Consider the following 25777-nt stretch of genomic DNA (forward strand, 5'->3'; position numbering starts at 1 on the left):
GAAATGAATGCAGGCCAGCCATGCTGTGGGTTGTTATTGCACTGTTGGCGATCGCGATCGGGCTTCTCTTGCTTGCCCTCAGCCGCCAATCGGCCTCCAAATCCGTGCAAGAGGCTATGCTTCCAACGCTGTTCACCTTGCGTACAGGAGATATCGTGCAGTATCTCGATGAAGACTGGATTGTACGGGGGCAGCTCACCTATACCGAGGACGATTTCACCTGGTTGGAATACATGCTGCAGGATGGCGATCGCATTTGCTGGCTGGCGGTGGAAGAAGACGATTTTGTCACAACAGCTCTGCTGGCTCCCACCCGCGATCTCGATGTCACCCTGCCGCCCCCCAAACAACTCTCGTTTGAGGGGAATGTCTACCAACAGGTTGAGCGCGGCACAGCTCGCATGACCCGAATCGGGACCACGGGAATTCGTCGGGCTGAAACCTGTCGCTACTACGATTACGAAGGACCAGATAAGCGCCTGCTCTCGATTGAAGATTGGGATGGGGATATTGAAGTGACGGCGGGGCAATCGGTGCGTCCCGATATCCTCAGATTGCTGCCAGGAGGCGGTCTAGACTGATACAATTGACCCTCCCCACGGCTAAAGCACGGGGGATTCATTAGACGTTTCAGGCTATATCGTCTAATATCCGGGGTTCAGAAACGCTTTGTAGCTTACGCTTTACATCGCTCTTAGATATCCGGTTCCCTAGCTGATAGCGTCTGCCATCGCTGGCGCTATCATTCTGTCCAACAGAAACACCGTTTACGACGGTTTTCTTGGGCGTGACTTCCCCGCAGTCGGCGGGTAGGTTTTTAGCGTCTTTACTGACAAATTTTAGACCGACTCGTTAGTGGGCGGCGCTCCAATATCGGCTCTGAAACAGAATATCAACGATCGGCAAAAAAGTTGACTGTTCGCTACGCTCACCCAGCTTATATCTCCACGTCTGAAGCCGGGGCTTTACGCTGGAGTATCGGTAACACCACTGCCCATGAGCGCCATTGTCTACGAGCATCAAAAGCTATAGAGTCCAACCTGAGTTCGATGACTCTGCATGGCCCTCACCCCCGGCCCCTCTCCCAAGTTTGATACTGCTGGCCAATTTAACATTTAGAAATATTGGCATGGTGCAAGTCCTCTGCATGGCCCTCACCCCCGGCCCCTCTCCCAAGTTTGGGAGAGGGGAGAAACAGCCGAAAATCCTTACGGGGCCTTGTTCCCCTGCCCCCAAAGTTGGGGGTAGGGGTTAGGGGAAGGGGGCCACAGGCATCTAGACAAATGGCCAATGTTTCGGAATATGAATTTCGCCAGCAGCATCAAGTTTGGGCGAGGGGAGCAACAGCCTCAAACCCGCAATCTACCGTTCTGTTCCCCTTCCCCCAAAATTACGGCTGACGCCACGCTTCGCGAGGGGGGAAGGGGCCAGGGGAAGGGGGCCAGACGCCTGTTCAATCCCGGGCAGACAACTCAATTGATTGCTCTAGCCCTGGATTTTGCCTCACTGATGACAGGCTCTAGGTCTCAAGGGCTTAGGCTGAGGTCGATTCATCTAAGTGCTCGGCAGCTGTTCGATAAAGAGCGAGAACGTGACTGTCGTTGAGGGTATAGAAAACGTTGCGTCCTTGCTTGCGGTAACGCACTAGCCGCATCGCTCGTAACGTCCTCAGTTGATGGGACACTGCCGATTCCGACATCTCGGCGATCGCGGCTAGGTCGCATACACACAATTCTCGTTCGGCCAAAATGGATAGCAACCTCAGTCGATTGGGATCTGCCAAAACGCTGAAGAACTCAGCCATTCTCTGGGCTTTGGGGATTGGGAGCGGAGCAGAAAGCAGCTCTTCTCGACCGATTTCAGCTTCGGAGCAGGGCTGTTCGCATAGCAATTGAGCGGCACGCCTAACGCTCGCATCCGTTTTCCCTTCAGCAGTAGCAATCTTGTGGACAGGCATCGTAGATAAATCTCTTCTCCCTTCCAAAATATCTGAATATACGCTCAGATGTTATATTCTGAATATATGAAAGGTTATTCAGACATTCTTCAGGAGGAAAACTGATGGCGACAGTGACGCAAATGAAATGTGCTTGCGAACCATGCCTATGCATTGTGGGTATCAACTCGGCTGTGCAGAAGGATGGCAAGTATTACTGCAGCGAGGCTTGCGCCAGCGGTCATGCCGATGGCTCGACAGGCTGCGCCCACTCGGGATGCAATTGTCATAGTTAGGACGCTTGTCAGAGTTCAGTCGGTTGAAACTGAGATGGTGAGATTTGGCGCGATCGGCTCCAGGCAGCGATCGCGCAAACATTGCTCCCCCGAGATGCCGTCGCGACTCTTTTCAGTGACAGAAAAGCGATATTCAGAACAGATACAGTCCCACGCCAGAGAATGAGGTTGTAAACCACCGCGATCGCACTGACCCGAAGCAGGTGTTTGACAAGCAGCTAGATGAATACTCAAGCCGGGAAGATGGCATCAACAACCAGGGTCGTCAGGAACGTAACACCAACACCGCAAATGACGAAGCCCGCAAAACGCAGCGCCAGACCCGACGGTTCCATCAACTTGTCGAGCACAGCTTTGGCTATCCAGTAAGCCGCCACGGCGATCGCCATCTGAATGAACGCAAATCCCAGCAGGTAGGCAACGAGCGCTCCCATCTCGGCGCCAAAGATAGCCTCGCCATAAGCATGTCCGTGAAAAATCCCGGCAATCGCCGCCAGCCCGATCGCGATGGGGCGACTGGGGGGCGTCTTCAGCGCCAGAAAAACCCCAAAGAGTAGCACCGACGCCGAAATCACCACCTCAGGCACAGGTAGATCGATACTCATCAAATGAATGCCCGTACCCAGCATCGACGCGACCACGAACGCGGCGGGAATCAGCAAGCCACCACCGATGGCAGCAGCCAACAGGCCAGAGGCAATCACAAACGCCAGATGGTCAATACCGATTAGCGGATGCCCCGTACCGGATAGAAACGCTTCCACGACATTATCGGGCGTTCCTCCACCGAAGGGATGGTGAGCTAAAGAAGGCGCGGCGGCGACAAGAAGTACCGCGATCGCCCCCAATGCCACAGATCCTAGTTGGCGCAATGAAAAACTTCTCTTGAGACCCCTCAAGGCTGAAATCGGTAAATTCATCCGTACCTCGCAGATAAATCAGGTTAGTGCCATCGGCGGGCATTCTGACTGAGGCAAATGCTGACTTTAAGAGAGGGCTAGAAGGTTAGCCATCTGACAGCATTCAGTTTTGCCAATACAGTTGCGGGACAGCGGCAGATTTGCACTGCTCTTTCCCCGTTTCCTCTAGCGGCCGATCCCCGCTAGAACCGATGAAGTAGCGCCATCGTATCACTCTTCGCAGAGAGACAAAATTGAGATTCATTATGTGAAGAAATGTGAAATGGCGCTCGTGTGTCCACTGTCGGTTCGAACATTTTTCATGGTGTAACAGAATTTTCTTTTCTGCAATCGCGCACTAGATGTAGGGTATCTAAAAATCGGTATCCATACGCTCGCATCAAGAAGAGAGCCACCCACACTACTGGACCCATTGCTAGATCGGCAGAAGCGATCGGAGGCATTGGATCTAGGATAGGAGCATGCTCAGCTAGGCAGTGACTGTGGCTCTGCTAACAAAAGGAGTATTCGCAAGTTTTTTCATGGTGCTGGCGATCGCCTATCAGATCGCGCCTGTCTCCGCTCAAACGGTCCCGCAGTTAAAGGCCGTAGTCCGGGATGCTGTGGACAGAGGGGACCTTCCCGTTGCGATCGCGCGTTTGGGCTGGCTGATTTCGTTGCTGGACGATCCGGCAGAACGGGCTGAGTACCAGGCTTATCGAGACAGCCTCGAAGCTTTCTATTATGAAGAGCTGTCTGATGCTGAAAAAATTTATCTACAAATGGCAGGGGCGGGGCGAGAACTGGCGGCGATGCGATTGGGTGGCGAATCCGCTTATTTGAATGCAGTAGTAGGAGCCACTCCGACTGACAATGCCGATGGCTTGGCGACGGCCTGTTTGAATGAATTACAGGTGCGCTTGCACTCGGACGAGCCACTCCGGTTTACGAGTCAGCCGCTGATTGTGGAGCTCGATCCTGGCGTTTATAACTTATCTGGAGTGGTTTCTGGGCCAGAGCGGGGCAGATATACGCGGCGATGGCGCTATCATTGCCTGCTGCGTCACGACGAGCTAGGCATCGAAGCATTGATCGCCAATATTTGGCTATAAACCGCGCAAACAGGATTGCTCAGTCTCCCGTACCAAAGAATCGGAAGCTGGGTTCTCTTTTCTCTTGTACGTTCTTAGGTAAAGCCTCATAGCACTGCCAGAATCTTCGCGTTGCAATGCATCAGACTTCCCGACAGTGACCCGCTTTGAAGTCAGCGATCGCTTCTTTAGCCAGGGTCTCTAACTTGCCATCGGCGATGTCTCGCTCTAACTGCTCGTCCCATTGCAGGTAATCCAAATCAAAAAACCATTGTCTGAGTTGTTGAAATTCATCTGATGGAAGAGTCAGGATGGCTGCTTCGATTTGTTCGAGGGTTGACATATCAGTCTCCAACTCTTCTTGGATTGGGTGAGTGTGAGGCACGCTATTCGCAGTATTTGGGCCTGTCAATGTGATAGGAGAGAGCCTGGATTTTAGCATGACAGAACTCGAACAACAGTAACAATACCTTGCAAAAGTTATGACAGGATTTGGGAGCAGCCTCTGAAGCGTCAATTGAGGTTTTCTTAGCCGATTCGAAGAAGTCGAGAAAGAAGCTTCACGATGCAAGGCTTCGTCAATGCAGCTACAGAAGCCACGCTCTGGCCGATCGTTGGCAATCTCGGCGATCGCCGACAAGCAATTCAGTTATTCACATCACACTGCAATCGCAGAGAGAAAGGAAAGCCTAAAATCTGAGCGGGAATGCGCAGGCGTCGTGCTAAATTATGGTGCTGGTTGGTGGGTATAGTGCGGTATCGCCGCTGGAGTGCGTCGCCGCGAGCGAAGCGCCAGCTCGCCCAACCCCGTCCCCGTCGTTTCGCAATCTCAAAGGTTTGAGGCAGCTATGCCGAGTATTATTGTCACCGACTCGATCGACCCAGCAGGCATCGAAATTCTGTCCCAAGTGGCTCATGTCGATGTCAAGCTCAAGCTCCCCCCCGCAGAGCTGGTCGCCGCCATCTCCGAATACGACGCCATCATGATCCGTTCCGGCACCCAAGTCACTAAAGAAGTGATCGAAGCGGGCAAAAACCTCAAGATTATCGGCAGAGCTGGCGTCGGCGTGGATAACGTCGACATTCCTGCCGCCACCCGTGCCGGGATTGTGGTCGTCAACTCCCCCGAGGGCAACACCATTGCGGCTGCCGAGCACGCGCTGGCCCTGATGCTCAGTCTGTCCCGTCACACCCCCCAAGCCAACGCCTCTCTCAAAGCAGGTAAGTGGGAGCGGAAGAAGTTTATTGGCGTAGAGGTTTACAAGAAAACCTTAGGCGTCGTCGGTCTGGGCAAAATCGGTTCTCATATCGCCCAAGCTGCTCGGGCTATGGGCATGAAGCTGCTGGCCTACGATCCCTATCTGTCTAACGAGCGAGCCCAAAAGCTCGGCGCTCGCCTCGTGGATTTCGATACCCTCGTCACCGAATCTGATTTCATTACTCTGCACATTCCTAAAACCCCCGAGACCGTCGATCTATTTAATGCCGAAACCTTCAAAAAGATGAAACCTGCTGCTCGCATTATTAACTGCGCTCGCGGCGGTCTCATCAACGAACAGGATCTCTACGAAGCCCTCGTGGCTGGCGAAATTGCTGGGGCAGCATTAGACGTGTATGACGCTGAACCTATGCCCGAATCGCCCTTGTGGTCGCTGGATAAAGAAATTGTGCTCACCCCTCACTTGGGGGCATCCACAGAAGAGGCACAAGCCAATGTAGCGATCGATGTGGCCGAGCAAATTCGCGATGTTTTGCTGGGTCTGCCCGCTCGCTCTGCGGTCAATATCCCCGGTCTCATGCCCGAGGCCCTGCAAGAGCTGCAACCGTATTTGTCGATGGCGGAGCGGTTGGGCTGCATGGTGGGTCAACTGGCTGGCGATCGCATTACCCAGTTAGACATTCGCCTGCAGGGGGATCTGGCCGAGAAGGACGGACAGCCCATCATCGTGGCTGCCCTCAAAGGTCTCCTGTCGCTGGCGCTGCGGGAGCGGGTCAACTATGTGAACGCATCGATTGAAGCGAAAGAGCGCGGTATTCGCGTTGTGGAAACCCGCGATGCCTCCGCCCGCGATTACTCCGGTTCGCTGCATTTGACTGCCTATGGCAACAATGGCGATCGCTCGATTATGGGGGCTCTGCTGGAGGGCTCTGAAATGCGGATCACCAGTATTGACGACTATCCCATCAACGTGCCTCCTGCCGACAATATGTTGATGACCCTTCACCGCGATATGCCGGGGATGATCGGCAAAATCGGTTCGTTGTTGGGCTCTTACAACGTCAACATTGCCAGTATGCATTTGGGACGCAAGATCGTGCGCGGCGATGCGGTGATGATTTTGAGTCTCGACGATCCTCTGCCTGAAGGCTTGATTGAAGAGATCCGCAAAGAAGCGGGTATCCGCGATGCTTATACGATTGACCTGTAGGATGTGAATTCTGCGGGGGGATGGCCCTCACCCCCGGCCCCTCTCCCTTGGGCTATCCATTAGGCAAAAGTAGCTGAACCATAGACAGGCACTAGCTTTGAGAAGCCAGTTGAGCCCCTTCAAGCAAATGGTGGAGTTTGGTCAGCCCTCGCCAAAGCGTCTTCAATCCAGGGTTGCCATCGCCCTTGCGAGCCAAGAAGCCTCCCAATCGAGCAATCCACAGCATTGCCTGTTGCAGAGTGGGTGGCTTTTGAGAGCGACTTTTCGGCACAAACTTGCGTCGTAACAGCCGCCATTCAGCAGGCTGTAAAACGAGCTCACAGGAGGCTTGCGGGGTGAGTCGAGCGCGGTAGGTCAGCCACATCAATCGCCAAGCTACAACGTTGTAGGTTGCCAGAGCCTTGAGCAAGCGCTCATAGCTTTGCAGTTGGAGCTGTTCGATGCCACAGCCACTTTTGAGGGTGAAGTGAAACCGCTCAATCAGCCAGCGGTAGCTATACCAGCGGATGCACTGACAGACCTGCTCGAAGCTCTCAACTGGCAAGCTGGTCAGCAGAAACCAGCGAATCGGCTGAGCGCCATCATCAGGGGGGACGGTTTCTTCCACGAAGATGGCATTGAGGCGCACGGGCTCTAAGCTCGCGGCTTTGAGGTGATGCGATGGCACCTCCAGCGTCACCGCCATCGCCCGCACCTGCAACTGGGCAATGCGGGCCGCTCGCTTGGGATTACGCTGCACTTGCAGGCTCATCGCTCCCAAGACTGGGGCTTGTTCGAGGGTGGGGATGAACTTGCCCAGCTCGTGGCTAAGTTTGCGATTGTGCCTTGCGCGGATGAGTAACTCCCTGTTGTCCGCACGGGGATGGGCAAACAGTTCGAAGATGTCTGCTTCTCGATCGCCAATATGAACCACTTGCTCTTGGCCCGCGAGCTCTCGCTCTACGGCTGCGAGAGTTGCTATCCAGCGATAGCTTTCCTTTTGCTCGATGGGAGTCACTGAGCGTTTTTCTTTCTTCCCGCGCCGCTGTTTGCGATTCCAGATGAATTGACTCAACAGACCTAAGGGTTCTCCCTCGCCGCTCACCGCAAAACAACTGTGGACTTTGATTCCCTGTTGATGGCTTTGATTGATGAAGCCCAGCCCTTCGGTCTGGGGGTGAGTGGTGAAGTCGAAATCCGTTGTGTCTTGAATGGCCAGCACCGTCTTGCCCGTGAGGGCCCGCCTGACCACTCCATCACGATGACTGTCCAGAATGCTGCTCGTGCTCACCTTCGGGTTGGCCCAAAATCGATAGGTTCCTTGGGCCACTGAGGCATTCCCACTCGCCTGAGGCACGCTCGCTGTGGGCTGCTCACTCAAGTCTGTGACGATCTGCCCCAACCGCTTTGCATGTCGCAAATCGGCGAAGTGGATCGGGTTGATTTCTTGGCTGACCCAATCTTGCATGGTTTCTCTCCCTCCGGCTACAACTGCTTCAGTCTCTACTGCAGTTTATAATCCAGTCACAGTAAGCTCTCCATCGACTTGTGCCTAATGGATAGCTCCCTTGGGAGAGGGGAGAAACAGGTTTAGAGCAGCATTAGCTTCTCTTGGGTCAATTTTGGCTGGCGCGGTAAATAGACTTGAATTGGTTTCACTGGGTGTCCGTCGGACCAATGGCCCATGTCGAAGGTGAGTCGATCGGCTCGATCGCCCTTGAGGACGCGATCGAGGGCGTGCCAAATGTATCGCCAGTCCAAATTATTGGCAACCCCCACACCATCCAAGACTGTTAGAGCGAGGAAGGGAGGGAAGAAACTGGTATCGTCGGTGGCCTGTTCGTGGTTGGCGTACATTGCCGGACAGCCGTAGGCATCAGTAAAGGACAAGTACATCTTTTTATCGGGCGAGGCAATGTATTCGAAATAATTCAGCCACTTTTGGGGAGCAATGACCCAATCGTCGTTGCCGTGTAAAATTCCCACTGGCATGGTTAAGTCTTGGCCGGTCTGTTTAATGTCGACTTCTTTGATGATTTTTTCCAGCAAGTCCCCTAACTTGCCCGAGAGTGGATCTGAACTGGGAATTGGATCGGCCACGACAACCTGTTGGGGGAGAAGCTGTTGGGGTAACGCTCGATGTTTGACGTAACTCGGCCAACTGAGGGCAAATAAGCCTCCTAAAGAATGGCCGAACAAATAGGTGTCCACCTCTTGGCTCAACAGGTTCTCGGATTCATAGGCTTTCTGAACGCTACTCAGAGCATTTCCCATCCACAGCTCTTGAGAGTCGAGGGCTTCTTCTCCTAAGACCGCATCGATGAGGGCTTCGAGTGTCTGAAAGGGGGTTTGTTGGAAATGACAAAAGCCTGTTTGAAAATTGGGATAAAACACGTAATAGCCCTGTTTGACTAGATGCTCGATATGTTCTCCATAAATTCTCGATGGACCGAGGGTAAATCCATGTAGGTAGATGATGCATTTGGGGCGGTTGTTGTCGCCTAAGTAGGGATTGCTGGGTTTGTGAATTTCAATGTAGCTGCCGTCTTTACAGATTCCTTGATGGATAGGAGGCTGGAGGTCCGAAGTATAAATCTGGCTATAGTCCGGTGGTGCGGGCGGTTTGGCTCGGAATTCTCCCGTCCACCGACATAAGAACTGATTGAGGTAATAGGCAAGGGTGGCTCTAAAGACAGTTGTCACGAGTAGATCTCCAAGGCGATCGCCATCAATCGAATCGTATCCAAAGTTTGAGCAAAAACAGAGGGCGGCTGTCAGCGCTCGCGGCGCGTGGCGTCAGCTTTGGGAAACTTTTTGGATTCGCTGTAAGCTAGGCGAACTTGCGATCGCCACTAGGCCGTGCGAACGCTCGGAATGAAGCTCGAAGCTGTCTGGCTCCTGGCTCGGAGCGGAGTGCCCACATGGACCCCAACACGCTCGCAAGTGGCGACATCGAGGACCAGCCAAATCCACTGTTGGTTGCCTCGATCGCCGACAAACGACCACAGTTCGTCAGACTGAATCGTCAATCGGTAGCGATCGCTCGCCTCGTAGATTGGGTTGAAGCATGAAACCCAACATCCGTGCTTGGAGAGACTTTTCTACCCTTTACGGGACAAATTTTGTCACACTGAATAGAAGCTCGAATTCAGGTAGAAGTGCATGGCTGCGAATTGGAATGGTGTGAGAAGTCAGTGGCTCAGACCGGCTCCAGCACTGACGTTAGTGGTGTCGCTGTTAGCGATTTGGGGCTGTACGACATCCGATTTAGCTTCTTCGCAGCCCGAACCGCAGCCAATCCCCGACCCGCGAGGACAAATGCTGCCGATTGAGGGGCGGGCGATCGTAGGCGATCGCATATTCGATTTGGAAATCGCCCGTACTCCTGCACAGCAGCAACTGGGACTCATGTTTCGCGATCCCCTGCCAGAGGGTCAGGGCATGCTATTTCCCTTCGAGCCTCCCCGTCCGGTTAGCTTTTGGATGTTTAACGTCACTTTCGATCTGGACATTGTCTTTATGTTCGAAGGGGAAGTGGTCTACATTGCGGCATCGGTGCCTGGGTGTGCGGCGCTACCCTGTCCCAGTTACGGCCCGCCTGAGGATGTCTTGGCGGACAGTGTTTTGGAACTGAATGGCGGAACTGCTGCGCAAATCGAACTGAAGCCAGGGACAGCGGTGGCTGTGGAATACTTCGACGAGCCGTAGAGCGGCTTCAGACCGGCTGGAGGTAGGTTGGCTGCGGTAGAGCTGTTGCGGAGAGAGCGGGAATTGCTTCCATCCTTCCGGCAAGTCGAGTTACCTTATTTGAAGGTGAGTTGATTTACTTTGCGTTGCATGTCGCGACATTGCCGAATTCGTTCTCAATGCTTTTCCTATGACTGAACAATTTTCGCCCGAACTCCAGGATGCGGTTTTGGATTCCGAACCCACCGCCCATGCAGTGGAGCTGAGCGATCGCCTCATCGAGGCTGTCAAGCAAGTACCTGCAGTAACTGGGTTCTCGGTGCGAGACAAATTCGAGCAGCGGCATATCGGGCCGAGCGAGGCCGAGATCGAACAGATGTTAGAGCAGTTGGGGGATAGCTCCCTCGATGCGCTGATGGATCGCGTCCTGCCTCAGTCCATTCGGATGGAGAGGGAGCTGAATCTGCCAGACGGGGCCAGCGAGCGGGAGGCATTGAATCAATTAAGGGCGATCGCCGAGAAGAATCAAGTCTGGCGATCGTTTATCGGCAGCGGCTACTACAACTGCATTACCCCGCCCGTCATCCAGCGCAATATTCTCGAAAATCCCGGCTGGTATACCCAATACACCCCCTATCAGGCCGAGATCGCTCAGGGTCGGTTGGAGGCACTGCTGAATTTCCAGACGATGGTGTGCGATCTGACCGGCATGGAATTGGCCAACGCCTCTCTATTAGACGAAGCGACAGCGGCGGCTGAAGCAATGGCGATGAGCTTGCATGCGGTGGGAAAGAAAGCTGCGAGGGCATATTTTGTGGCAGATGACTGCCATCCTCAGACGATCGCAGTGGTGCAAACGCGGGCCGAGCCCTTGAGGATTGAGGTAATTGTGGGCGATCGCCGCTCGTTTGACTTCGACGCCACACCCGTGTTTGGGGCGCTGTTGCAATATCCGGCGACGGACGGAACAGTGTTTGACTACAGCGACTTTGTGGAGCGCGCCCATAGGGCGAAGGCTTTGGTTGCCGTTGCCGCCGATCCTCTGGCACTGACGCTGCTGGAGCCGCCAGGTGAATTTGGCGCAGATATTGCGGTGGGGAATACGCAGCGGTTTGGGGTGCCTTTAGGCTATGGCGGACCTCACGCGGCCTATTTTGCCACAAAGTCCAAGTATGCCCGACAGATGCCCGGACGCATGGTGGGAGTGTCGCAGGACGTGGATGGCAAGCCAGCACTGCGGTTGGCCCTGCAGACGCGAGAGCAGCACATTCGCCGAGATAAGGCGACCAGTAATATCTGTACCGCTCAGGTGTTGTTGGCGGTGATGGCGAGTATGTATGCCGTCTACCACGGACCGGAGGGGCTGCAGCGCATTGCAACGCGGGTGCATAGTTTGACAATGCTGTTTGCGGCGGGCGTGCAGCAATTGGGCTATGCGATCGCCTCCTCCAGCGTTTTCGATACGGTGCAGGTGCAGTTGGGGAATGTCCCGGTGGGGGAGATTGTGGCAGCGGCGGCAGAGCGGCGGATTAACCTGCGGCAGATGGGCGATCGCGCCATCTGCGTTTCCCTCGACGAAACCAGCTCCGTCGAGGATCTCGAAGATTTATTGGCGATCTTTGCCTTGGGCCAACAGCCCGTTCCTAGCGCGATCGACTTGGCCCAGTCGGAAGCGGTGCAGGCGATCGACCGACAGTCTGCCGCTCGGGCTCGCAGCAGCGAGTACTTAACAAATCCAGTTTTCAATCAATACCATTCTGAAACCGATCTGCTGCGGTATTTACATCGCCTGCAGGCAAAAGACCTCTCCCTGACCACCTCGATGATTCCGCTGGGCTCCTGCACCATGAAGCTCAATGCCACAGCGGAAATGATGCCGGTGACTTGGCCGGAATTCGGTCAGATCCATCCGTTTGCACCCATCGAACAGGCTGAAGGCTATCGCATCCTGTTCGATCGATTGGAAAGGGATTTGGCAGAAATTACCGGTTTTGCAGGGATTTCGCTGCAGCCGAATGCGGGGTCGCAGGGGGAATATGCGGGACTGCTGGCGATTCGGGCCTATCACCAACAGCGGGGGGAGGGCGATCGCCACATTTGCTTAATTCCCGATTCTGCCCACGGCACTAACCCCGCCAGTGCGGTGATGGCAGGTATGAAGGTGGTGGTGGTGAAGTGCGATCGCGACGGCAATATTGATGTGGAGGATCTGCGGGCGAAGGCGGAACAACACAGTGCCCATTTGGCGGCACTCATGGTCACCTATCCCTCCACCCACGGCGTCTTCGAGTCGAGTATTCGAGATGTCTGCGAGATTATCCACAGCCACGGCGGCCAGGTGTATATGGATGGAGCCAATCTCAACGCTCAGGTGGGGTTGTGCCGCCCGGGGGATATCGGTGCGGATGTCTGCCACTTGAATTTGCACAAAACTTTCTGCATTCCCCACGGCGGCGGCGGTCCGGGCATGGGGCCGATTGGAGTAGCGGCGCATCTGGTGCCGTTTTTGCCCGCGCACCCCTTGGTGGAGATGGGCAGCGAGGGAACTTCGCCGGTGTCGGCGGCTCCTTGGGGCAGTGCCAGTATTCTGCCGATTTCCTGGATGTACGTCCGCATGATGGGGGCTGCCGGGTTGAAACGAGCGACGCAGGTGGCGATTTTGAATGCCAATTACATGGCAAAGCGGCTGGAGTCCTATTACCCCGTTTTGTATAAAGGGGACTCGGGGTTAGTGGCCCACGAGTGCATTCTCGATTTGCGTCCTTGCAAGAAGCTGGCCGGGATTGAGGTGGACGATATTGCGAAGCGGCTGATGGATTATGGTTTCCACGCTCCGACGATTTCTTGGCCGGTGGCGGGGACGATGATGGTGGAGCCGACGGAGAGCGAGTCTAAGGCGGAACTCGATCGCTTCTGCGATGCCATGATTTCAATTCGCCGAGAGATTGACGCGATCGCCGCCGGTACCTCCGATCCGAAAGACAATCCGCTCAAGCAGGCTCCCCATACGGCAGCAGCGGTGACGGCGAATGATTGGCCCCATACCTATTCCCGCGAGCAGGCGGCTTATCCGGCTCGCTGGACGCGGGAACACAAGTTTTGGCCTGCGGTGCGGCGCATTGATAATGCGTTTGGCGATCGCAATCTCGTCTGCTCCTGTTTGTCCATCTCTGCGTATGCCGACGACGAGTAGAAGGCGGAGCTGCAATAGCTCTCCTCAATCGCGGATGTGTGAGAAGGATTAGGGGTTCGGGATCGCTTCGGGATGAAATACAGTGATTTCTGCGAACCGCTCGAAGTCCTCCACATTGAACGTCAGGATGTGTGTTAATCCATGCACGAGCATTGCCGCTACCAGCCGCGTATCGTGTACTTGAATGCCCTTAACGCTGTAGCTGACGACCAGCCGACGCCATTGGCGGTAAATGTCTCGCTCGCTGCCAGTAAATACTGTGAAAGCATTCTCAATGGCCTGCAACTTTCGAGCCGTAACGGCAGATGTCAGCCCCAAGCCATTCTGTTGTAAGGGGCGCGTGCAAACATTCCAGAATTCAGCGGCAACTTGCGGAACAATCCCCAGTTCATAACCTTGCTGCTCCAAAGTTTTGACGGCATTGTTGGCAGCGGTGAATTGCCTCTGCTGCGGTTGTTGCGCGCGCAGCAGTACGTTCGTATCAACCAGGTACATCAAGCCCGCTCATCGTTATACATGTTCTCGCGACTCAGGGCGTAATCCGACAGCGGCGGCGCATCCGATAGGGGCTCAGAGGTAAACTTTTCCCACGCTTGTAGGCGCTTCTCAATTTCTTCTGGGGATAGCGTACCCGTTCCGCCTTTCGACTCGCCATCCTCATCCAGAACAATCACCCGCACTCGGTGTTTTTCAAATTCACTGGCATGGGACAAAACTTCTTCCCAGGTGCCTTCTACAGCGTGGTAATGCATCGGACAACTCCAAACAGTTTCGAGGAGACTTGGGAGAAAAGCCATCTACTGATGGATAGTCTCACCGGGATTCTAACCGGTCTGCTGGACTCAGTAGGCACTTCACAACCCCAACGACAAGTTTATGCCGACCCTGATGAGCGCGATTTTTCGCTATGCAGCTATGACGGCAAGCAAGGTGGATTTCAGCGACTCCAGTTGTCATGAGCTTGTGAGTGCTCTTGGGGATTGCATCAATAATGCTTTTGGCGATCGCAATCTCGTCTGCTCCTGTTTGTCTATCTCTGCGTATGCCGACGACGAGTAGAGAGTAGAAGACAGTCGAGATCGTTCTCTGGGCTCTGATGGTATCTCAGCTCTTCTACACTGTCGCGCAGTCCTTGACTGCTACAGAGAGCTTGAGGCCTAGCTGTTCGAGAATGGCTGTCAAGCTCGAAAGTTGGGGGTTACCTTGCTCCGATAAGATGCGATACATCGATTCCCGATTCAGGTCGGCTTGCTTCGCTAGTCTTGTTATGCCGTGTGCCTCGGCTACATTCCGCAGCGCCATGAGGAAGATCTCATTCGAGCTTTCTTCCAAGGCCGCGTTCAAATATGCAACCGCTTCTTCAGGATCTTGAAGCGCTTTGAGTAGTTCCTGCTTGTACGGTCTCGATGCTTTGGTCATAACTCGCGAGCTCTGTAATCTTGCCAATACTCTCTGGCCTTGTCGATATCTTTTTGTTGAGCTTTTTTCGTTCCACCGATTAGAAGTAGAATCACTCGATTGTCAACTTCCGCAACATAAATACGATACCCAGGCCCAACATCAATTCTCAGTTCGCGCAAATGGCCACTAAGAGCGCGATAATCACCAAAGTTACCCAAACTAAGACGGTCTAAGCGAACTCGAATCTTAGCTCGGGTTTTCCGATCTTTAAGAGCATTGAACCATTCGCTGAAAGGCGATCGCCCAGCAAGTGTGACATATTCTTCAATGTCCCTCGGAGTAGCTGTACTCACATCACCAAAGTAGCTTAGAAACTACGATATTACTAGCTAGGGAGATGTGGCCGAGTACTGATGGATAGTCTCACCGGGATTCTAACCGGTCTGCTGGACCCAGCAGGCCACTTCACAACCCTAACGATAAGTTTATGCCGCTCCTAGTGGCCGCGGTTTTTGTGCTCTCCAGCTATGGCGGCAAGGTAGATTTAAGCGATTCCAGTCGCCATGAGTTTGGGAGTGCTCTTGGGGGCTGCATCAATGATGGCTTTGGAAGATCGCAATCTCGTCTGCTCCCGTTTATCCATCTCTGCGTATGCCGACGACGAGTAGCAAGCGGAGCTGCGATCGCTCTATGGGCTCTGGATGGTATCTATACATACTGTCGCGGAGTCCTTGACTGCTACAGAGAGCTTGAAGCCTAGCTGTTCGAGAATGGCTGTCAAGCTCGAAAGTCGTGGGTTACCTGGCTCCGATAACGTGCGATTGCTGATGGGTGATTTACATCACGTAACATTCTGCAATCCAAATAAAGATTAAAACTAAAATAAGAAAAATTTATCTTGCTTGCCGTACCGACAATCTAGCGCAAGCGATATTTGGGCAGTTCGCACTTTGATGATGCACTCTGGAAAAGAGACCGCTATGAAAACTCTATTAGGGCAGGTCGTCGAGACCCATCCTATAGTTGTGACTCCAGAGATGCCTCTGCCAGAGGCGATCGCCATCTGCGTAACCGATCCTAACGGCGAACGAGATTCCAATTGCGCTCTCGAGACCGACGGCTTTTTCAAACTCTCTTCCATGAGTGGGAGGCAAGCAAGTCGAATAAAGTCTTCTTGTGCAATTGTAGCCAACGATGATGGCCCCATTGGAATGCTATCGATTTGTGAGATCTTATCCTTTGTTGCATCTGAAAAGAACTGGGAAGAAATTAAGATCGAAAGTTTAGCATTACAACCGATTGTCACTCTAATAAAGTCAGAAATCGAGAATATTTATTCCATCATAACGTTATTTAAAAAGAGCCAAGTTTCATATTTGGTTATCATAAACAACCAAAATAATATTGTTGGAGCTATTTCTCAAGAAAGATTGTTTCAGGTCTTAGATTCAGCGGCTGTGATGAGTGAATTGAAGGATGATATACGAGTGACTCGGTCGGTGATACCACTTTCTAACGGTTCTCAGCGGCCAGTCAGCCAGCCAGCGAGGGTACATCGAAGGCAATATCTAACTCACTCTCCTAAGCACCTTAAAGCAAAAAGTCGCAATTCTGATTTCACAAAGAATCGTCAATTCAAAAAAAACTCTAGACATACATCGAAATGGATTACTAGAAATTTTAAGCGTTCTAAAAGAGATGAGCTTCGGCTTCAGCACCAACGAGCTAAGCTATTCTCTGAAGTTACACTCAAGATCCAGCAATCTTTACAGTTAAATGAAATCATTAACACGGCTGTCAGAGAAGTAAAGAGAATTCTACAGGTCGATCGCGTCCTCATCTATCAGGTTTTTCCCAATGGCACGGGGAGAATCATCAGTGAAGCTGTCTTGCCGATATACCCAGAAACATTAGGAGTTGATTTTCCAGAAGAAGTCTTTCCGACTGACTATCAGGAACTCTATAGCCAGGGCCGCATCCAGTCTATCCCCAATATTCACGATCCACATTTAGAAATTGCGGAGTGCCTGATTGATTTCTTAGAAGCCTGGAAAGTCAGAGCCAAGCTAGTCGTACCTATATTGCAAAATATTAATTCACCTTCCCCAACCCATAACCGGCAGTCTCATACCCAGAATCACCTTTGGGGACTCTTGATTGCTCATCAGTGTCGCAGCCCTCGCCAATGGACTAATTTTGAGCTGGAACTCATGCAAGAATTAGCCAATCAGATTGGCATTGCCATTTCACAAGCGCAGTTACTGGAAAATTTAGAGGAGATTGTTGCCGAGCGTACTTCTGAATTGACTCGAGCAAACATAAACCTTCAACAGGAAATTGACGCTCGAATGAAAACTGAGGAAGCACTTCGTCGCAGCGAAGAACAACTGCGATTGATTACCAATGCGCTACCTGCTTTGATTGCTTATGTAGACGATCGCCAATACTATCGCTTTAACAATAAAACCTACGAAACCTGGTTTGGACATGCGAATTTAGGACTCGATCGCCATCATATTAAAGATGTTCTTGGAGAAGAATTTTACCGAGAAAACTATAAGTATATTGAAGCAGTGCTGTCGGGTAAAACCGTCACCTATGAGGGCGAAATCAAAACAATTGGCGATCGCATGCGTTCTGTAAGTGTCACCTATATACCTCATATAGATGGAGAAGGAGATGTCAAAGGATTCTTTTCTCTCACCAGCGATATTAGCGATCGCAAAGCGGTAGAACGTATGAAAGATGAATTCATCACGATTGTGAGCCACGAATTACGTACCCCGCTAACATCTATCCACGGATCGCTGACGTTACTCGCCTCAGGTCGTCTGGGAACTCTTTCAGCCAAAGGGCAACGAATGCTTGAAATTGCCGATGAAAGTACCAAGCATTTAGTCCGCCTAGTCAATAATATTTTAGATTGGCAGCGGATGGAATCTGGAAAAGTTGCGATGGAAAAACGGCTCTGTAATGCTGCCGACTTAATGGAGCAAGCTCTAGAGGCAATGCAGACAACGGCTCAACAACATCAAGTTTTACTTGAAATCAAACCTCTTGAGGTCGAGATATCTGTAGATCCTGACTTTATGATTCAAGCTTTTACAAATCTGTTGAGTAATGCGATTAAGTTTTCAGAGCCCAATAGCAAGGTTTGGATGATTGCTAAGATCCTAGATGACTGCAGTGGATTGAAAATACAGCATGATTCCATCGACTCGGGGCCTTATGTAAGGTTTGAAGTAAGAGATGAAGGCCAAGGGATTCCGAGTGATAAGCTAGAGAGCATCTTTGAACGGTTTCAGCAAGTTGATACTTCTGACTCTCGCAAGAAGGGAGGTACGGGGTTAGGACTCGCGATCTGTCGGAAGATTATCGAACAACATGAAGGACAGATTTGGGTTGAAAGCTCAATAGGGAAAGGGAGCAGTTTTTATTTCATATTACCGTCAATGTCTAAATAAAAATTTCTATATCAAAAAATTTCTATATCAAAAAATTCTGTATCAACATTTCTATGAGTGCCAAGCAACTATTACTGATTGATGACGAGCCAACCATTCAAGAAGTGGTTAAAATCAGCTTGGAGTTAGAGTCAGACTGGATAATCTTATTGGCTTCTTCAGGATCGGAGGGTATCAAAAAGGCTGAGGCTGAGCAGCCGGATGCTATTTTGCTAGATGTTATGATGCCAGATATGGATGGTATTGCAACCTTTGAGAAGTTAAGAGACAACAGTAAAACCCAAACAATCCCTGTTGTATTTTTGACTGCAAAGGCTCGAACTGCACAAGAATTTCAACCCATGAATCTTGGTATATCAGGTATTATTACTAAACCTTTCAACTCGCTTCAGCTTGCCAGCCAAATTGCCAAAATATTGGGATGGCGCTTGAAATCTTAATCTGAAATATTTTATCTGCCGAACCTAAATGAGAATTCTCCTGATTGATGACGATCTTGCTTTGATTGATGCACTGACATTATCTCTGACTGAGCTGCACTATACAGTCGATGCTGTCACTGATGGAGAAGCAGGTTGGTCCTATGGATCGACTCTTGACTACGATCTCATCGTCCTGGATTGGATGCTGCCAAAAATTGATGGGATCAGCCTTTGTCGCCGTTTGCGTGCTAAAGGCTGTCTCGTGCCTATCCTTCTCATCACAGCTCGCAGCAGTAGTCCGGACAAAGTGATTGGGCTCGATGCCGGAGCTGATGACTATGTCATTAAGCCCTTTGATTTTGAAGAGCTAGTCGCTCGCATTAGGGCGTTGCTCAGACGCACCCATGCTAATCCAGAGCTGATATTTAGCTGGGAAAATTTGAAACTCGACCCGCGCAGTTGTGAAGTCACTTATAACGACGAGCTTGTGTCTCTCACAGCTAAAGAGTATGCTCTTTTAGAGCTCTTTTTACGCCGAAGACAGCATATTTTTAGTATTAGTTCTATTATTGATAATCTTTGGCCTTCAGAGAGTTGTCCTGCCGATGCCACCGTCAGATCCCATTTGAGGGGTCTGCGTCGAAAGCTGCGAGAATCAGGGGCTCCCTCCGATACAATTGAAACAGTGAATGGCATTGGCTATCGTTTAAAGGCTCCGCCCAAAGTTAATAGAACGACCACTCCATTCCTTCTTGACCTGCCGAGAAAATCTGAAAGCCGCCAGAAGCACTTTGAAGCTCTAGCAACTGTCTGGCAAAAGCACAAAGCAACAAATCTCAAATATTTAACACGGCTCGAGCAATTACTGAGTGCTCCACTCAAAAAGCCTATCCACGATAAGTATTGGGATGAGGCTAGATCCATCGCTCATACATTAGCGGGTACTTTAGGGACATTTGGTTTCGCTGAAGGGTCCCGATTGGCTCGCGAATTAGAGTCCTTATTAACCTCCTCCGAACGCCATCAAAATATTGCTTCGATCGCCTTACCGGTGGTTACAGCTGTACGGTATGAACTTGAAAGAAGCCAGCTCGCAGACAGCGACGAGCGATCGCTTGAAGAATCAACGCAGCTCGCGATTATTGGTCGAGATGATATTTTCACTCAACAGCTTTTGACAGAGGCCAATTCTCGCGGTATAGAAGTACTTGTTTGGCCTACACTATCAGAGGCTAAACGCTTTTTATCTCAGAGCTCTCGGCCCAAACAACCTTTGCAGACTGAGAGCACGTGTAAGGCGTTACCCGCTATTGTTCTCATGTCTAGTATGCCAGAAATGGATTGTGAAAGTTCGAGCGATCGAGCTCAGCTCTTTGCAGACTTCATCGCTTTAGATTCATTGCTTCAGGTCTTTGTTGTTTCAGAGAAAGATAGTCTGAGCGATCGACTTGAAGTGACTCGCCGAGGTGGAAAATTCTTGTGTAGGCAAATGACCAACTCGGCTCAATTAATCGATCTAGCTTGGCAAAGTATTCTGCCAGCTTCGAATGAAGAGACAACTATATTGGCAATGGATGACGATCCACAATTTTTGAGTATGCTGGCACCATTACTAAAACCTTGGGGGCTCAAGCCAATTACCCTCAGTGATGCGATCGATTTTTGGGCAGTTCTCAAGGCCGTTAGGCCGAGGCTATTGCTACTGGATGTTGAAATGCCGACTGTGAATGGTATCGATTTATGCAAGATGCTGAGATGCGATCCCGCTTGGAGCCAGCTTCCCATCTTATTTGTGAGTGCGCACGCAGACTCGGAAACGCAACATCGAGCTTTTGCGATCGGCGCTGATGATTATATTTGTAAACCTGTCCGAGGTCGCGAGTTGGCCACTCGGATTCTCAACCGCCTCGAGCGCGTCAGGAGCTTGCAATCAGCTCAGCATGTCTAATATCGATCGCTACACGCCATTTGCACAGGAATCGGTCAGGGTTAACAACACACTTAGCTTCCTTGGGATATGTACGCTACCCTGCCACCATCCTTCTTGCGGGAACGCGAGCCATCGTTGCGAGATCGTCAGCACGACCTGATTCGCAAGCTTGCCAATTGTATTGAGACGGTCTGGCACCGCCAGCTAACGCTATTGCCTTATAGCGTTCCTCCTGGGCTTGGCTATATTGAGGGGCAACTTGAAGAAGATCGCCTGACAATCGAAAATCACTGCTATCAGACATCGCAGTTTCGCAAGCTTCATTTGGAACTTGCACGAGTTGGCAATAACCTCGATATTTTGCACTGTGTCATGTTTCCGAGATCTCAATACCCCCTACCAATCTTCGGTACGGATATTGTTGTGGGACCCAAGGGAGTTAGTGCTGCGATTGTCGATCTTTCTCCCGTGACATCCGATCTCTCTTTACCTTCAGCCTATAGCCAAGCATTGTCTTCTCTTCCCGCCGTGCAATTTTCCGAGCAACGCAATTTACCGATCTGGGGCGATATCTTTTCAAAATTTTGTCTCTTTGTCCGCCCGCACGATGCCTGTGAAGAGGCTGCATTTCTGCAGCGAGTCCAGAGCTACTTGACATTGCACTGCACAATTGCGGTCGAGACGTCGCCCAGTTCTTCAGAGCAGCAGCAGAACGAGATCCTGTCGGGTCAAAATCATTACTGCACTAAGCAGCGCCAAAATGATAAGACTCGGCGGGTGTTAGAAAAGTCCTTTGGGGTAGAGTGGACCGAGCGATACCTGCAAAAAATGCTGTTTGACTGCAATTCATAAGCAGTTCGATCCGTCAAAGCTGAATTTATCGTAATGGGTTTTACTCTGCTAGCCGAGCTCGCCCTGAAGCTGGCTCGCTCTGATTCGCGATCGAGCTTTGAACTCAGACTAGCTCGATCGGCGTTGTTTTTGGCTCGCTGGCCAATCTGCCAGAGGTCTCGCAGCGATGCTGGAAAGGCAATTCGCCGAGCTGGCACAGCTCGAGTGACTCAATAAAACTTCACTGTTTTCTCAGGATTCTGCACGCCATCTGCACGGTCGGCCTGTTTAAATGAGCGTGGTCCAAAAGCCATTACCACCTTCCTCTTTCCCAAGCTAGTTGGGATACCGCCTTATTCAAGCTAGGGAAGTGGCTGGCATGGTTTCGATCCCGTCAGGTTACGGTTGACGAGCTCTCCCAAAAGTTCGGCATTTTTTCATGTCTCTTGGCGGGATTGGGATCGTCAGAACATGAGCAATCGCAGTATGTTTTTATGCTGTTTTGGCTCAAAAATTTAACGGATGTGAATCCAAGTCTTAGAACTCTTTTTGATAGGAGAAATCTTAATGTTTGACGCCTTTACTAGGGTGATCTCCCAAGCTGATACTCGAGGTGCCTACATTGGCGATGCAGAAATCAGCGCGCTAAATCAACTTGTCGCCGACGGCAATAAGCGTATTGATGTTGTCAATCGTATTACCGGCAATTCTTCAACGATTGTGGCGAATGCTGCCCGAGCTCTGTTTGCCGAGCAACCCGCCTTAATCGCCCCTGGCGGCAATGCCTATACCAACCGCCGCATGGCTGCTTGCTTGCGCGACATGGAAATCATTCTTCGCTATGTCACTTACGCAGTCTTTACCGGTGACGGCAGCGTTTTAGAAGATCGTTGCCTTAACGGCCTCAGAGAAACCTATACCGCATTAGGCGTTCCTGGTGCTTCTGTTGCAGAAGGCGTTAACAAAATGAAGGCGGCTGCAGTTGCGATCGCCAACGATCCAGAGGGAATTACCCGTGGCGATTGCAGCAGCTTAATGTCAGAGTTGGGCAGCTACTTCGATAAAGCAGCAGCAGCAGTTGGCTAACGCTCTGAATTTGCTGAATCCCAGCAGATTGAGAAATGTCTCGTGACAAGATCTGACACTACTAAAGATTTAGAGGAATAACGAATGAAGACTCCACTCACTGAAGCAGTGGCTGCAGCCGATTCTCAAGGTCGTTTTCTCAGTTCAACTGAGCTCCAGGCAGGGTTTGGTCGTTTGCGCCAAGCTGCATCTGGCCTTCAAGCAGCTCAAGCGCTCAGCTCAAAAGCAGATAGCTTGACGAATGGCGCTGCTAATGCCGTGTATCAGAAGTTTCCCTACACCACTCAGATGCAGGGTTCGAACTATGCTTCTACGCCTGAAGGCAAGGCGAAATGCGCTCGGGATATTGGCTACTACCTGCGCATGGTGACCTACTGCCTGATCGCTGGCGGCACCGGACCGATGGACGATTACTTGATTTCGGGGATTGCTGAAATCAACAGCACCTTCGAGCTATCGCCCAGTTGGTATGTTGAAGCCCTCAAGTACATCAAGGGAAATCATGGTTTGAGCGGCGATGCTGCTGTCGAAGCCAATTCCTATCTCGACTATGCGATTAATGCATTGAGCTAAATGGTCGTATTTGCCCGGAGCCAAAGATTGCTGTTGGCGCATCACAAGCACTCAGCAGCAATCTCGACCTTCGGGCATCCCGCTCTCATATCTGCCTGCTTGCTGCTTTAGAATCTTATCGGAAAAGATTTTTTATCCTCGTTCTCAAGTTCAGTTCAATCAATTGAACTTCAATCTCTTTTTAGCTCGATCGCCTTACAATCTCGCTAAGATTGCTGGACATAGTCAATCGCTATCACCGATCGAAATATGCTTACTCGATCGACGAGCTGGCTAAAGCACACCAGTTTCACTCACAATACTACAATGTTTTGTAAGAGGTTGGCTGGTATGAAATTAGGCAGCCGTACTTAAGCTCTGCTGCTTGCAAGTGACCCAGCAACTATAACGGCAGCAGGAGACCAACTCTGAAGCAGTGTTCGGGAGTACGTCATTCTTGAAGAGAAGAGTAGTTAATCAGATCGCTTGAAGCAGTTTGGAAAGCAGCGTAACAGGGTGAGCAATATTTATCCAGCCTAGCGTTATTATTAGGAGAATTACTTGTGGCAATTACTGAAGCAGCCTCTCGTCTCGGTACCTCAGCCTTCAGCGAAATGAGCCCGATCGAATTGCGCCCCAACCAGAGTCGGGAAGATGCTGAAGCCATCATTCGAGCGGTATACCGACAGGTTTTGGGCAACGATCATCTGATGGCGTCGGACCGATTGGTCAGTGCTGAATCGTTGTTGCGAGAAGGCTATATTAGCGTTCGTGACTTTGTTCGCAATGTGGCTAAGTCGGAGCTATACAAACAAAAGTTCTTTTACCCCAATTACCATCCTCGCGTCATTGAGTTGAATTTCAAGCATCTTTTGGGTCGCGCTCCCTACGATGAGTCTGAGATCGTCGAGCATCTCGACCGCTATCAAAACGAAGGGTTTGAGGCAGATATTGACTCTTATATTGATTCAGCCGAATATGCTGAAAGCTTTGGCGACTCTATCGTTCCTTACTATCGAGGATTCTCGACACAAAAGGGGCAAAAAACTGTTGGCTTTACTCGCATGTTCCAGTTATATCGAGGCTATGCCAATAGCGATCGCGCTCAAGGAAATGGCAAGCGCTCTCGATTGACCTACGAGCTAGCCTGCAATACCTCGACACCCGTTCAAAGAGAGCCCCAAATGGCAGCACTCGTTGGCACGACTTCGACTGCTCGCGGGAAGCTCTATCGCTTGGTCGTGACGCAAGCAGGGGTTGCAGGCATGCCTCAGACCCGGCGCAGTTTGAGTGAATATCTCGTGTCTTACGAGCAACTCTCGCCGACTCTACAAAAACTGAACAAGCGGGGTAGCAAGATTATTAGTTTAACCCCTGCTTAATGACGGTTGCATCATTTGTGATTAGTAGTCTATCGGGAGAATGAGAAGTGGCAATTATAGCAACAGCATCCCGCTTGGGGACGATTGCTTTTGATGGTCGGCGCTATCGATTAGTGGTGACGCAAGCAGGTGTTGACGGCATGCCCCAAACTCGGTGCAGTTCGATGGAATACCTCGTGTCCTTCGAGCAACTCTCGCCTACCCTACAGAAGCTGAATAAGCGAGGTGGTAAGATTGTTAGTCTAACCCCGGCTTAATGGCGGTTGCATCGTTTTTTAATTAGCAGTATATCGGGAGAATAAGAAGTGGCAATTACGGTGGCAGCATCCCGCTTAGGGACTATTGCTTACGATGGTGAAGCTGTCTTTGAACTACGACCACAATCGACGAAGAAAGAGGCTGAGCCGATTATTCGGGCTGCATACCGACAGGTATTGGGCAATGACTATATTATGACCTCCGAGCGGCTAGTCGGTGCCGAGTCGCTATTGTGTAACGGCTCGATCTCGGTGCGAGACTTTATTCGTACTATAGCCAAATCGGAGTTATATAAGAAAAAGTTTCTTTATTCAAATTTTCAGACTCGTACCATTGAGTTGAACTTTAAGCACTTATTAGGTCGTGCCCCCTACGACGAGTCAGAAGTTACCGAGCATCTCGACCTTTATCAAAATAAGGGATTTGAGGCCGAGATTGATTCCTATATCGATTCAGCCGAATATGAAGAGAACTTTGGCGATTCTATTGTTCCTTACTATCGAGGATTTTCGACTCAAACTGGCCAAAAGATGGCTGGATTTCCCCGCATGTTCCGCCTTTATCGGGGGTATGCCAATAGCGATCGCTCTCAAGCGGAGGGGGCTGCTCCCCGTCTGGCCAGCGAACTAGGACAGAATAAAGTCTCGCCTGCGATCGCCCCTTCGGGAGGCAGCAATGGCTGGTCTTATCGCGCCTCCAAACGCAACGTCCCTCAAAGTCGAAATTTTGCCAGGACCACAACTACAGACTCGGCAGGACGTCTGTATCGGGTTGAAGTTGCGGGCCTTTGTAAGCCTGGCTATCCTAAAATTCGCAGAAGCAGCAGGGCTTATGTTGTGTCTTACGAGCAACTGTCTCCCACGCTCCAGCGAATCAACAGTCTGGGGGGAAAGGTTGCTAGCATTACGCCAGCCTAGGTTCTGAGTGTTTTGTCAGCACAG

General features: G+C 51.2%; 26 protein-coding genes and 1 riboswitch. Of the genes, 16 read left to right on the forward strand and 10 right to left on the reverse strand.

Annotated features, from left to right (window positions below; translation table 11 throughout):
* Positions 1 to 20 precede the first annotated feature (20 nt).
* Positions 21 to 581 (forward strand): DUF4178 domain-containing protein, encoded by a 561-nt coding sequence (locus SYN7336_RS02905; RefSeq protein WP_017324420.1) that lies wholly within the window; start codon positions 21 to 23, stop codon positions 579 to 581.
* Positions 582 to 1534: 953 nt separating this feature from the next.
* On the opposite strand, the gene SYN7336_RS02910 is transcribed toward SYN7336_RS02905, so the two are convergent.
* On the reverse strand, positions 1535 to 1957 hold the full coding sequence (locus SYN7336_RS02910; protein WP_017324421.1) for a helix-turn-helix transcriptional regulator: 423 nt from the start codon (positions 1955 to 1957) through the stop codon (positions 1535 to 1537).
* A gap of 122 nt (positions 1958 to 2079) precedes the next feature.
* On the opposite strand from SYN7336_RS02910, the gene SYN7336_RS28565 reads away from it, so the two are divergent.
* On the forward strand, positions 2080 to 2232 hold the full coding sequence (locus SYN7336_RS28565; protein ID WP_369791876.1) for a metallothionein: 153 nt from the start codon (positions 2080 to 2082) through the stop codon (positions 2230 to 2232).
* Between the two features lie 15 nt (positions 2233 to 2247).
* Here the strand turns inward: SYN7336_RS28565 and SYN7336_RS30425 are convergent, their stop codons facing one another.
* Both SYN7336_RS30425 and SYN7336_RS24165 read right to left on the reverse strand, forming a co-directional pair.
* Positions 2248 to 2466 (reverse strand): hypothetical protein, encoded by a 219-nt coding sequence (locus SYN7336_RS30425; protein WP_156820000.1) that lies wholly within the window; start codon positions 2464 to 2466, stop codon positions 2248 to 2250.
* Positions 2463 to 3104, reverse strand: a complete 642-nt coding sequence (locus tag SYN7336_RS24165) for a HupE/UreJ family protein (RefSeq protein ID WP_017324422.1) — start codon at positions 3102 to 3104, stop codon at positions 2463 to 2465. Before SYN7336_RS24165 ends, SYN7336_RS30425 begins: the two co-directional genes overlap by 4 nt.
* A 64-nt stretch (positions 3105 to 3168) precedes the next feature.
* Positions 3169 to 3360: riboswitch (cobalamin riboswitch) on the reverse strand.
* 274 nt (positions 3361 to 3634) lie between these two features.
* Here SYN7336_RS24165 and SYN7336_RS02920 point away from each other — a divergent pair.
* Complete coding sequence (locus SYN7336_RS02920) at positions 3635 to 4243, forward strand: hypothetical protein (protein ID WP_156820002.1); 609 nt, start codon at positions 3635 to 3637, stop codon at positions 4241 to 4243.
* A gap of 121 nt (positions 4244 to 4364) precedes the next feature.
* Here SYN7336_RS02920 and SYN7336_RS02925 read toward each other — a convergent pair whose 3' ends face one another.
* Positions 4365 to 4565, reverse strand: a complete 201-nt coding sequence (locus SYN7336_RS02925) for a hypothetical protein (RefSeq protein WP_017324424.1) — start codon at positions 4563 to 4565, stop codon at positions 4365 to 4367.
* Between the two features lie 505 nt (positions 4566 to 5070).
* On the opposite strand from SYN7336_RS02925, the gene serA reads away from it, so the two are divergent.
* Positions 5071 to 6651: a phosphoglycerate dehydrogenase gene (gene serA / locus SYN7336_RS02935; protein WP_017324426.1), complete on the forward strand. Its 1581-nt coding sequence runs from the start codon at positions 5071 to 5073 to the stop codon at positions 6649 to 6651.
* A gap of 91 nt (positions 6652 to 6742) precedes the next feature.
* Here the strand turns inward: serA and SYN7336_RS02940 are convergent, their stop codons facing one another.
* Positions 6743 to 8098 (reverse strand): IS4 family transposase, encoded by a 1356-nt coding sequence (locus tag SYN7336_RS02940; protein WP_017324427.1) that lies wholly within the window; start codon positions 8096 to 8098, stop codon positions 6743 to 6745.
* A 122-nt stretch (positions 8099 to 8220) separates the two neighbouring features.
* Positions 8221 to 9333, reverse strand: coding sequence for an alpha/beta hydrolase (locus tag SYN7336_RS31945; protein WP_017324428.1), 1113 nt, complete (start codon positions 9331 to 9333; stop codon positions 8221 to 8223).
* A 218-nt stretch (positions 9334 to 9551) separates the two neighbouring features.
* On the opposite strand from SYN7336_RS31945, the gene SYN7336_RS30430 reads away from it, so the two are divergent.
* The 3 genes from SYN7336_RS30430 (at position 9552) to gcvP (ending at position 13510) form a co-directional block, all read left to right on the forward strand.
* Positions 9552 to 9701 (forward strand): hypothetical protein, encoded by a 150-nt coding sequence (locus tag SYN7336_RS30430; RefSeq protein WP_156820003.1) that lies wholly within the window; start codon positions 9552 to 9554, stop codon positions 9699 to 9701.
* Positions 9702 to 9792: 91 nt separating this feature from the next.
* Positions 9793 to 10338: a DUF192 domain-containing protein gene (locus SYN7336_RS24175; protein ID WP_017324430.1), complete on the forward strand. Its 546-nt coding sequence runs from the start codon at positions 9793 to 9795 to the stop codon at positions 10336 to 10338.
* Between the two features lie 169 nt (positions 10339 to 10507).
* The gene (gene gcvP / locus SYN7336_RS02960) at positions 10508 to 13510 is read left to right on the forward strand and encodes an aminomethyl-transferring glycine dehydrogenase (RefSeq protein ID WP_017324431.1); all 3003 of its coding nucleotides are present in this window, start codon (positions 10508 to 10510) and stop codon (positions 13508 to 13510) included.
* A 48-nt stretch (positions 13511 to 13558) separates the two neighbouring features.
* On the opposite strand, the gene SYN7336_RS02965 is transcribed toward gcvP, so the two are convergent.
* The 4 genes from SYN7336_RS02965 to SYN7336_RS02985 all read right to left on the reverse strand — a co-directional run bounded on the left by SYN7336_RS02965 (position 13559) and on the right by SYN7336_RS02985 (position 15264).
* Complete coding sequence (locus tag SYN7336_RS02965; RefSeq protein WP_017324432.1) at positions 13559 to 14005, reverse strand: PIN domain-containing protein; 447 nt, start codon at positions 14003 to 14005, stop codon at positions 13559 to 13561.
* Positions 14005 to 14262 (reverse strand): hypothetical protein, encoded by a 258-nt coding sequence (locus SYN7336_RS02970; RefSeq protein WP_156820004.1) that lies wholly within the window; start codon positions 14260 to 14262, stop codon positions 14005 to 14007. Before SYN7336_RS02970 ends, SYN7336_RS02965 begins: the two co-directional genes overlap by 1 nt.
* A gap of 361 nt (positions 14263 to 14623) precedes the next feature.
* A complete protein-coding gene (locus tag SYN7336_RS02980; protein ID WP_017324435.1) occupies positions 14624 to 14929 on the reverse strand; it encodes an addiction module antidote protein in 306 nt (101 codons plus the stop codon).
* Complete coding sequence (locus SYN7336_RS02985) at positions 14926 to 15264, reverse strand: type II toxin-antitoxin system RelE/ParE family toxin (RefSeq protein WP_026100644.1); 339 nt, start codon at positions 15262 to 15264, stop codon at positions 14926 to 14928. The genes SYN7336_RS02980 and SYN7336_RS02985 overlap by 4 nt, the downstream gene beginning before the upstream one ends.
* Before the next feature lie 627 nt (positions 15265 to 15891).
* Between SYN7336_RS02985 and SYN7336_RS24180 the strand changes: the two genes are divergently transcribed.
* From SYN7336_RS24180 to SYN7336_RS03040, 9 genes are all read left to right on the forward strand, one after another.
* Positions 15892 to 18375, forward strand: a complete 2484-nt coding sequence (locus SYN7336_RS24180; protein ID WP_202951133.1) for an ATP-binding protein — start codon at positions 15892 to 15894, stop codon at positions 18373 to 18375.
* Positions 18376 to 18428: 53 nt separating this feature from the next.
* Positions 18429 to 18815, forward strand: a complete 387-nt coding sequence (locus SYN7336_RS03000; RefSeq protein ID WP_017324439.1) for a response regulator — start codon at positions 18429 to 18431, stop codon at positions 18813 to 18815.
* A 28-nt stretch (positions 18816 to 18843) separates the two neighbouring features.
* On the forward strand, positions 18844 to 20745 hold the full coding sequence (locus SYN7336_RS03005) for a response regulator (protein WP_017324440.1): 1902 nt from the start codon (positions 18844 to 18846) through the stop codon (positions 20743 to 20745).
* A gap of 69 nt (positions 20746 to 20814) precedes the next feature.
* A complete protein-coding gene (locus SYN7336_RS03010; RefSeq protein ID WP_051039724.1) occupies positions 20815 to 21579 on the forward strand; it encodes a phycocyanobilin:ferredoxin oxidoreductase in 765 nt (254 codons plus the stop codon).
* Positions 21580 to 22125: 546 nt separating this feature from the next.
* On the forward strand, positions 22126 to 22644 hold the full coding sequence (locus tag SYN7336_RS03020) for a phycocyanin subunit beta (protein ID WP_017324443.1): 519 nt from the start codon (positions 22126 to 22128) through the stop codon (positions 22642 to 22644).
* An 84-nt stretch (positions 22645 to 22728) separates the two neighbouring features.
* Positions 22729 to 23217, forward strand: a complete 489-nt coding sequence (cpcA, locus tag SYN7336_RS03025) for a phycocyanin subunit alpha (protein WP_017324444.1) — start codon at positions 22729 to 22731, stop codon at positions 23215 to 23217.
* A 542-nt stretch (positions 23218 to 23759) separates the two neighbouring features.
* Entirely contained in the window at positions 23760 to 24578 is an 819-nt protein-coding gene (locus tag SYN7336_RS03030) for a phycobilisome linker polypeptide (protein ID WP_017324445.1), read from the forward strand.
* 47 nt (positions 24579 to 24625) lie between these two features.
* Entirely contained in the window at positions 24626 to 24835 is a 210-nt protein-coding gene (locus SYN7336_RS28570) for a phycobilisome linker polypeptide (RefSeq protein WP_071590729.1), read from the forward strand.
* Positions 24836 to 24883: 48 nt separating this feature from the next.
* Complete coding sequence (locus SYN7336_RS03040; protein WP_026100646.1) at positions 24884 to 25753, forward strand: phycobilisome linker polypeptide; 870 nt, start codon at positions 24884 to 24886, stop codon at positions 25751 to 25753.
* Positions 25754 to 25777: the final 24 nt, after the last annotated feature.

The organism is Synechococcus sp. PCC 7336 (assembly GCF_000332275.1).
Lineage (GTDB): Bacteria > Cyanobacteriota > Cyanobacteriia > Thermostichales > PCC-7336 > PCC-7336.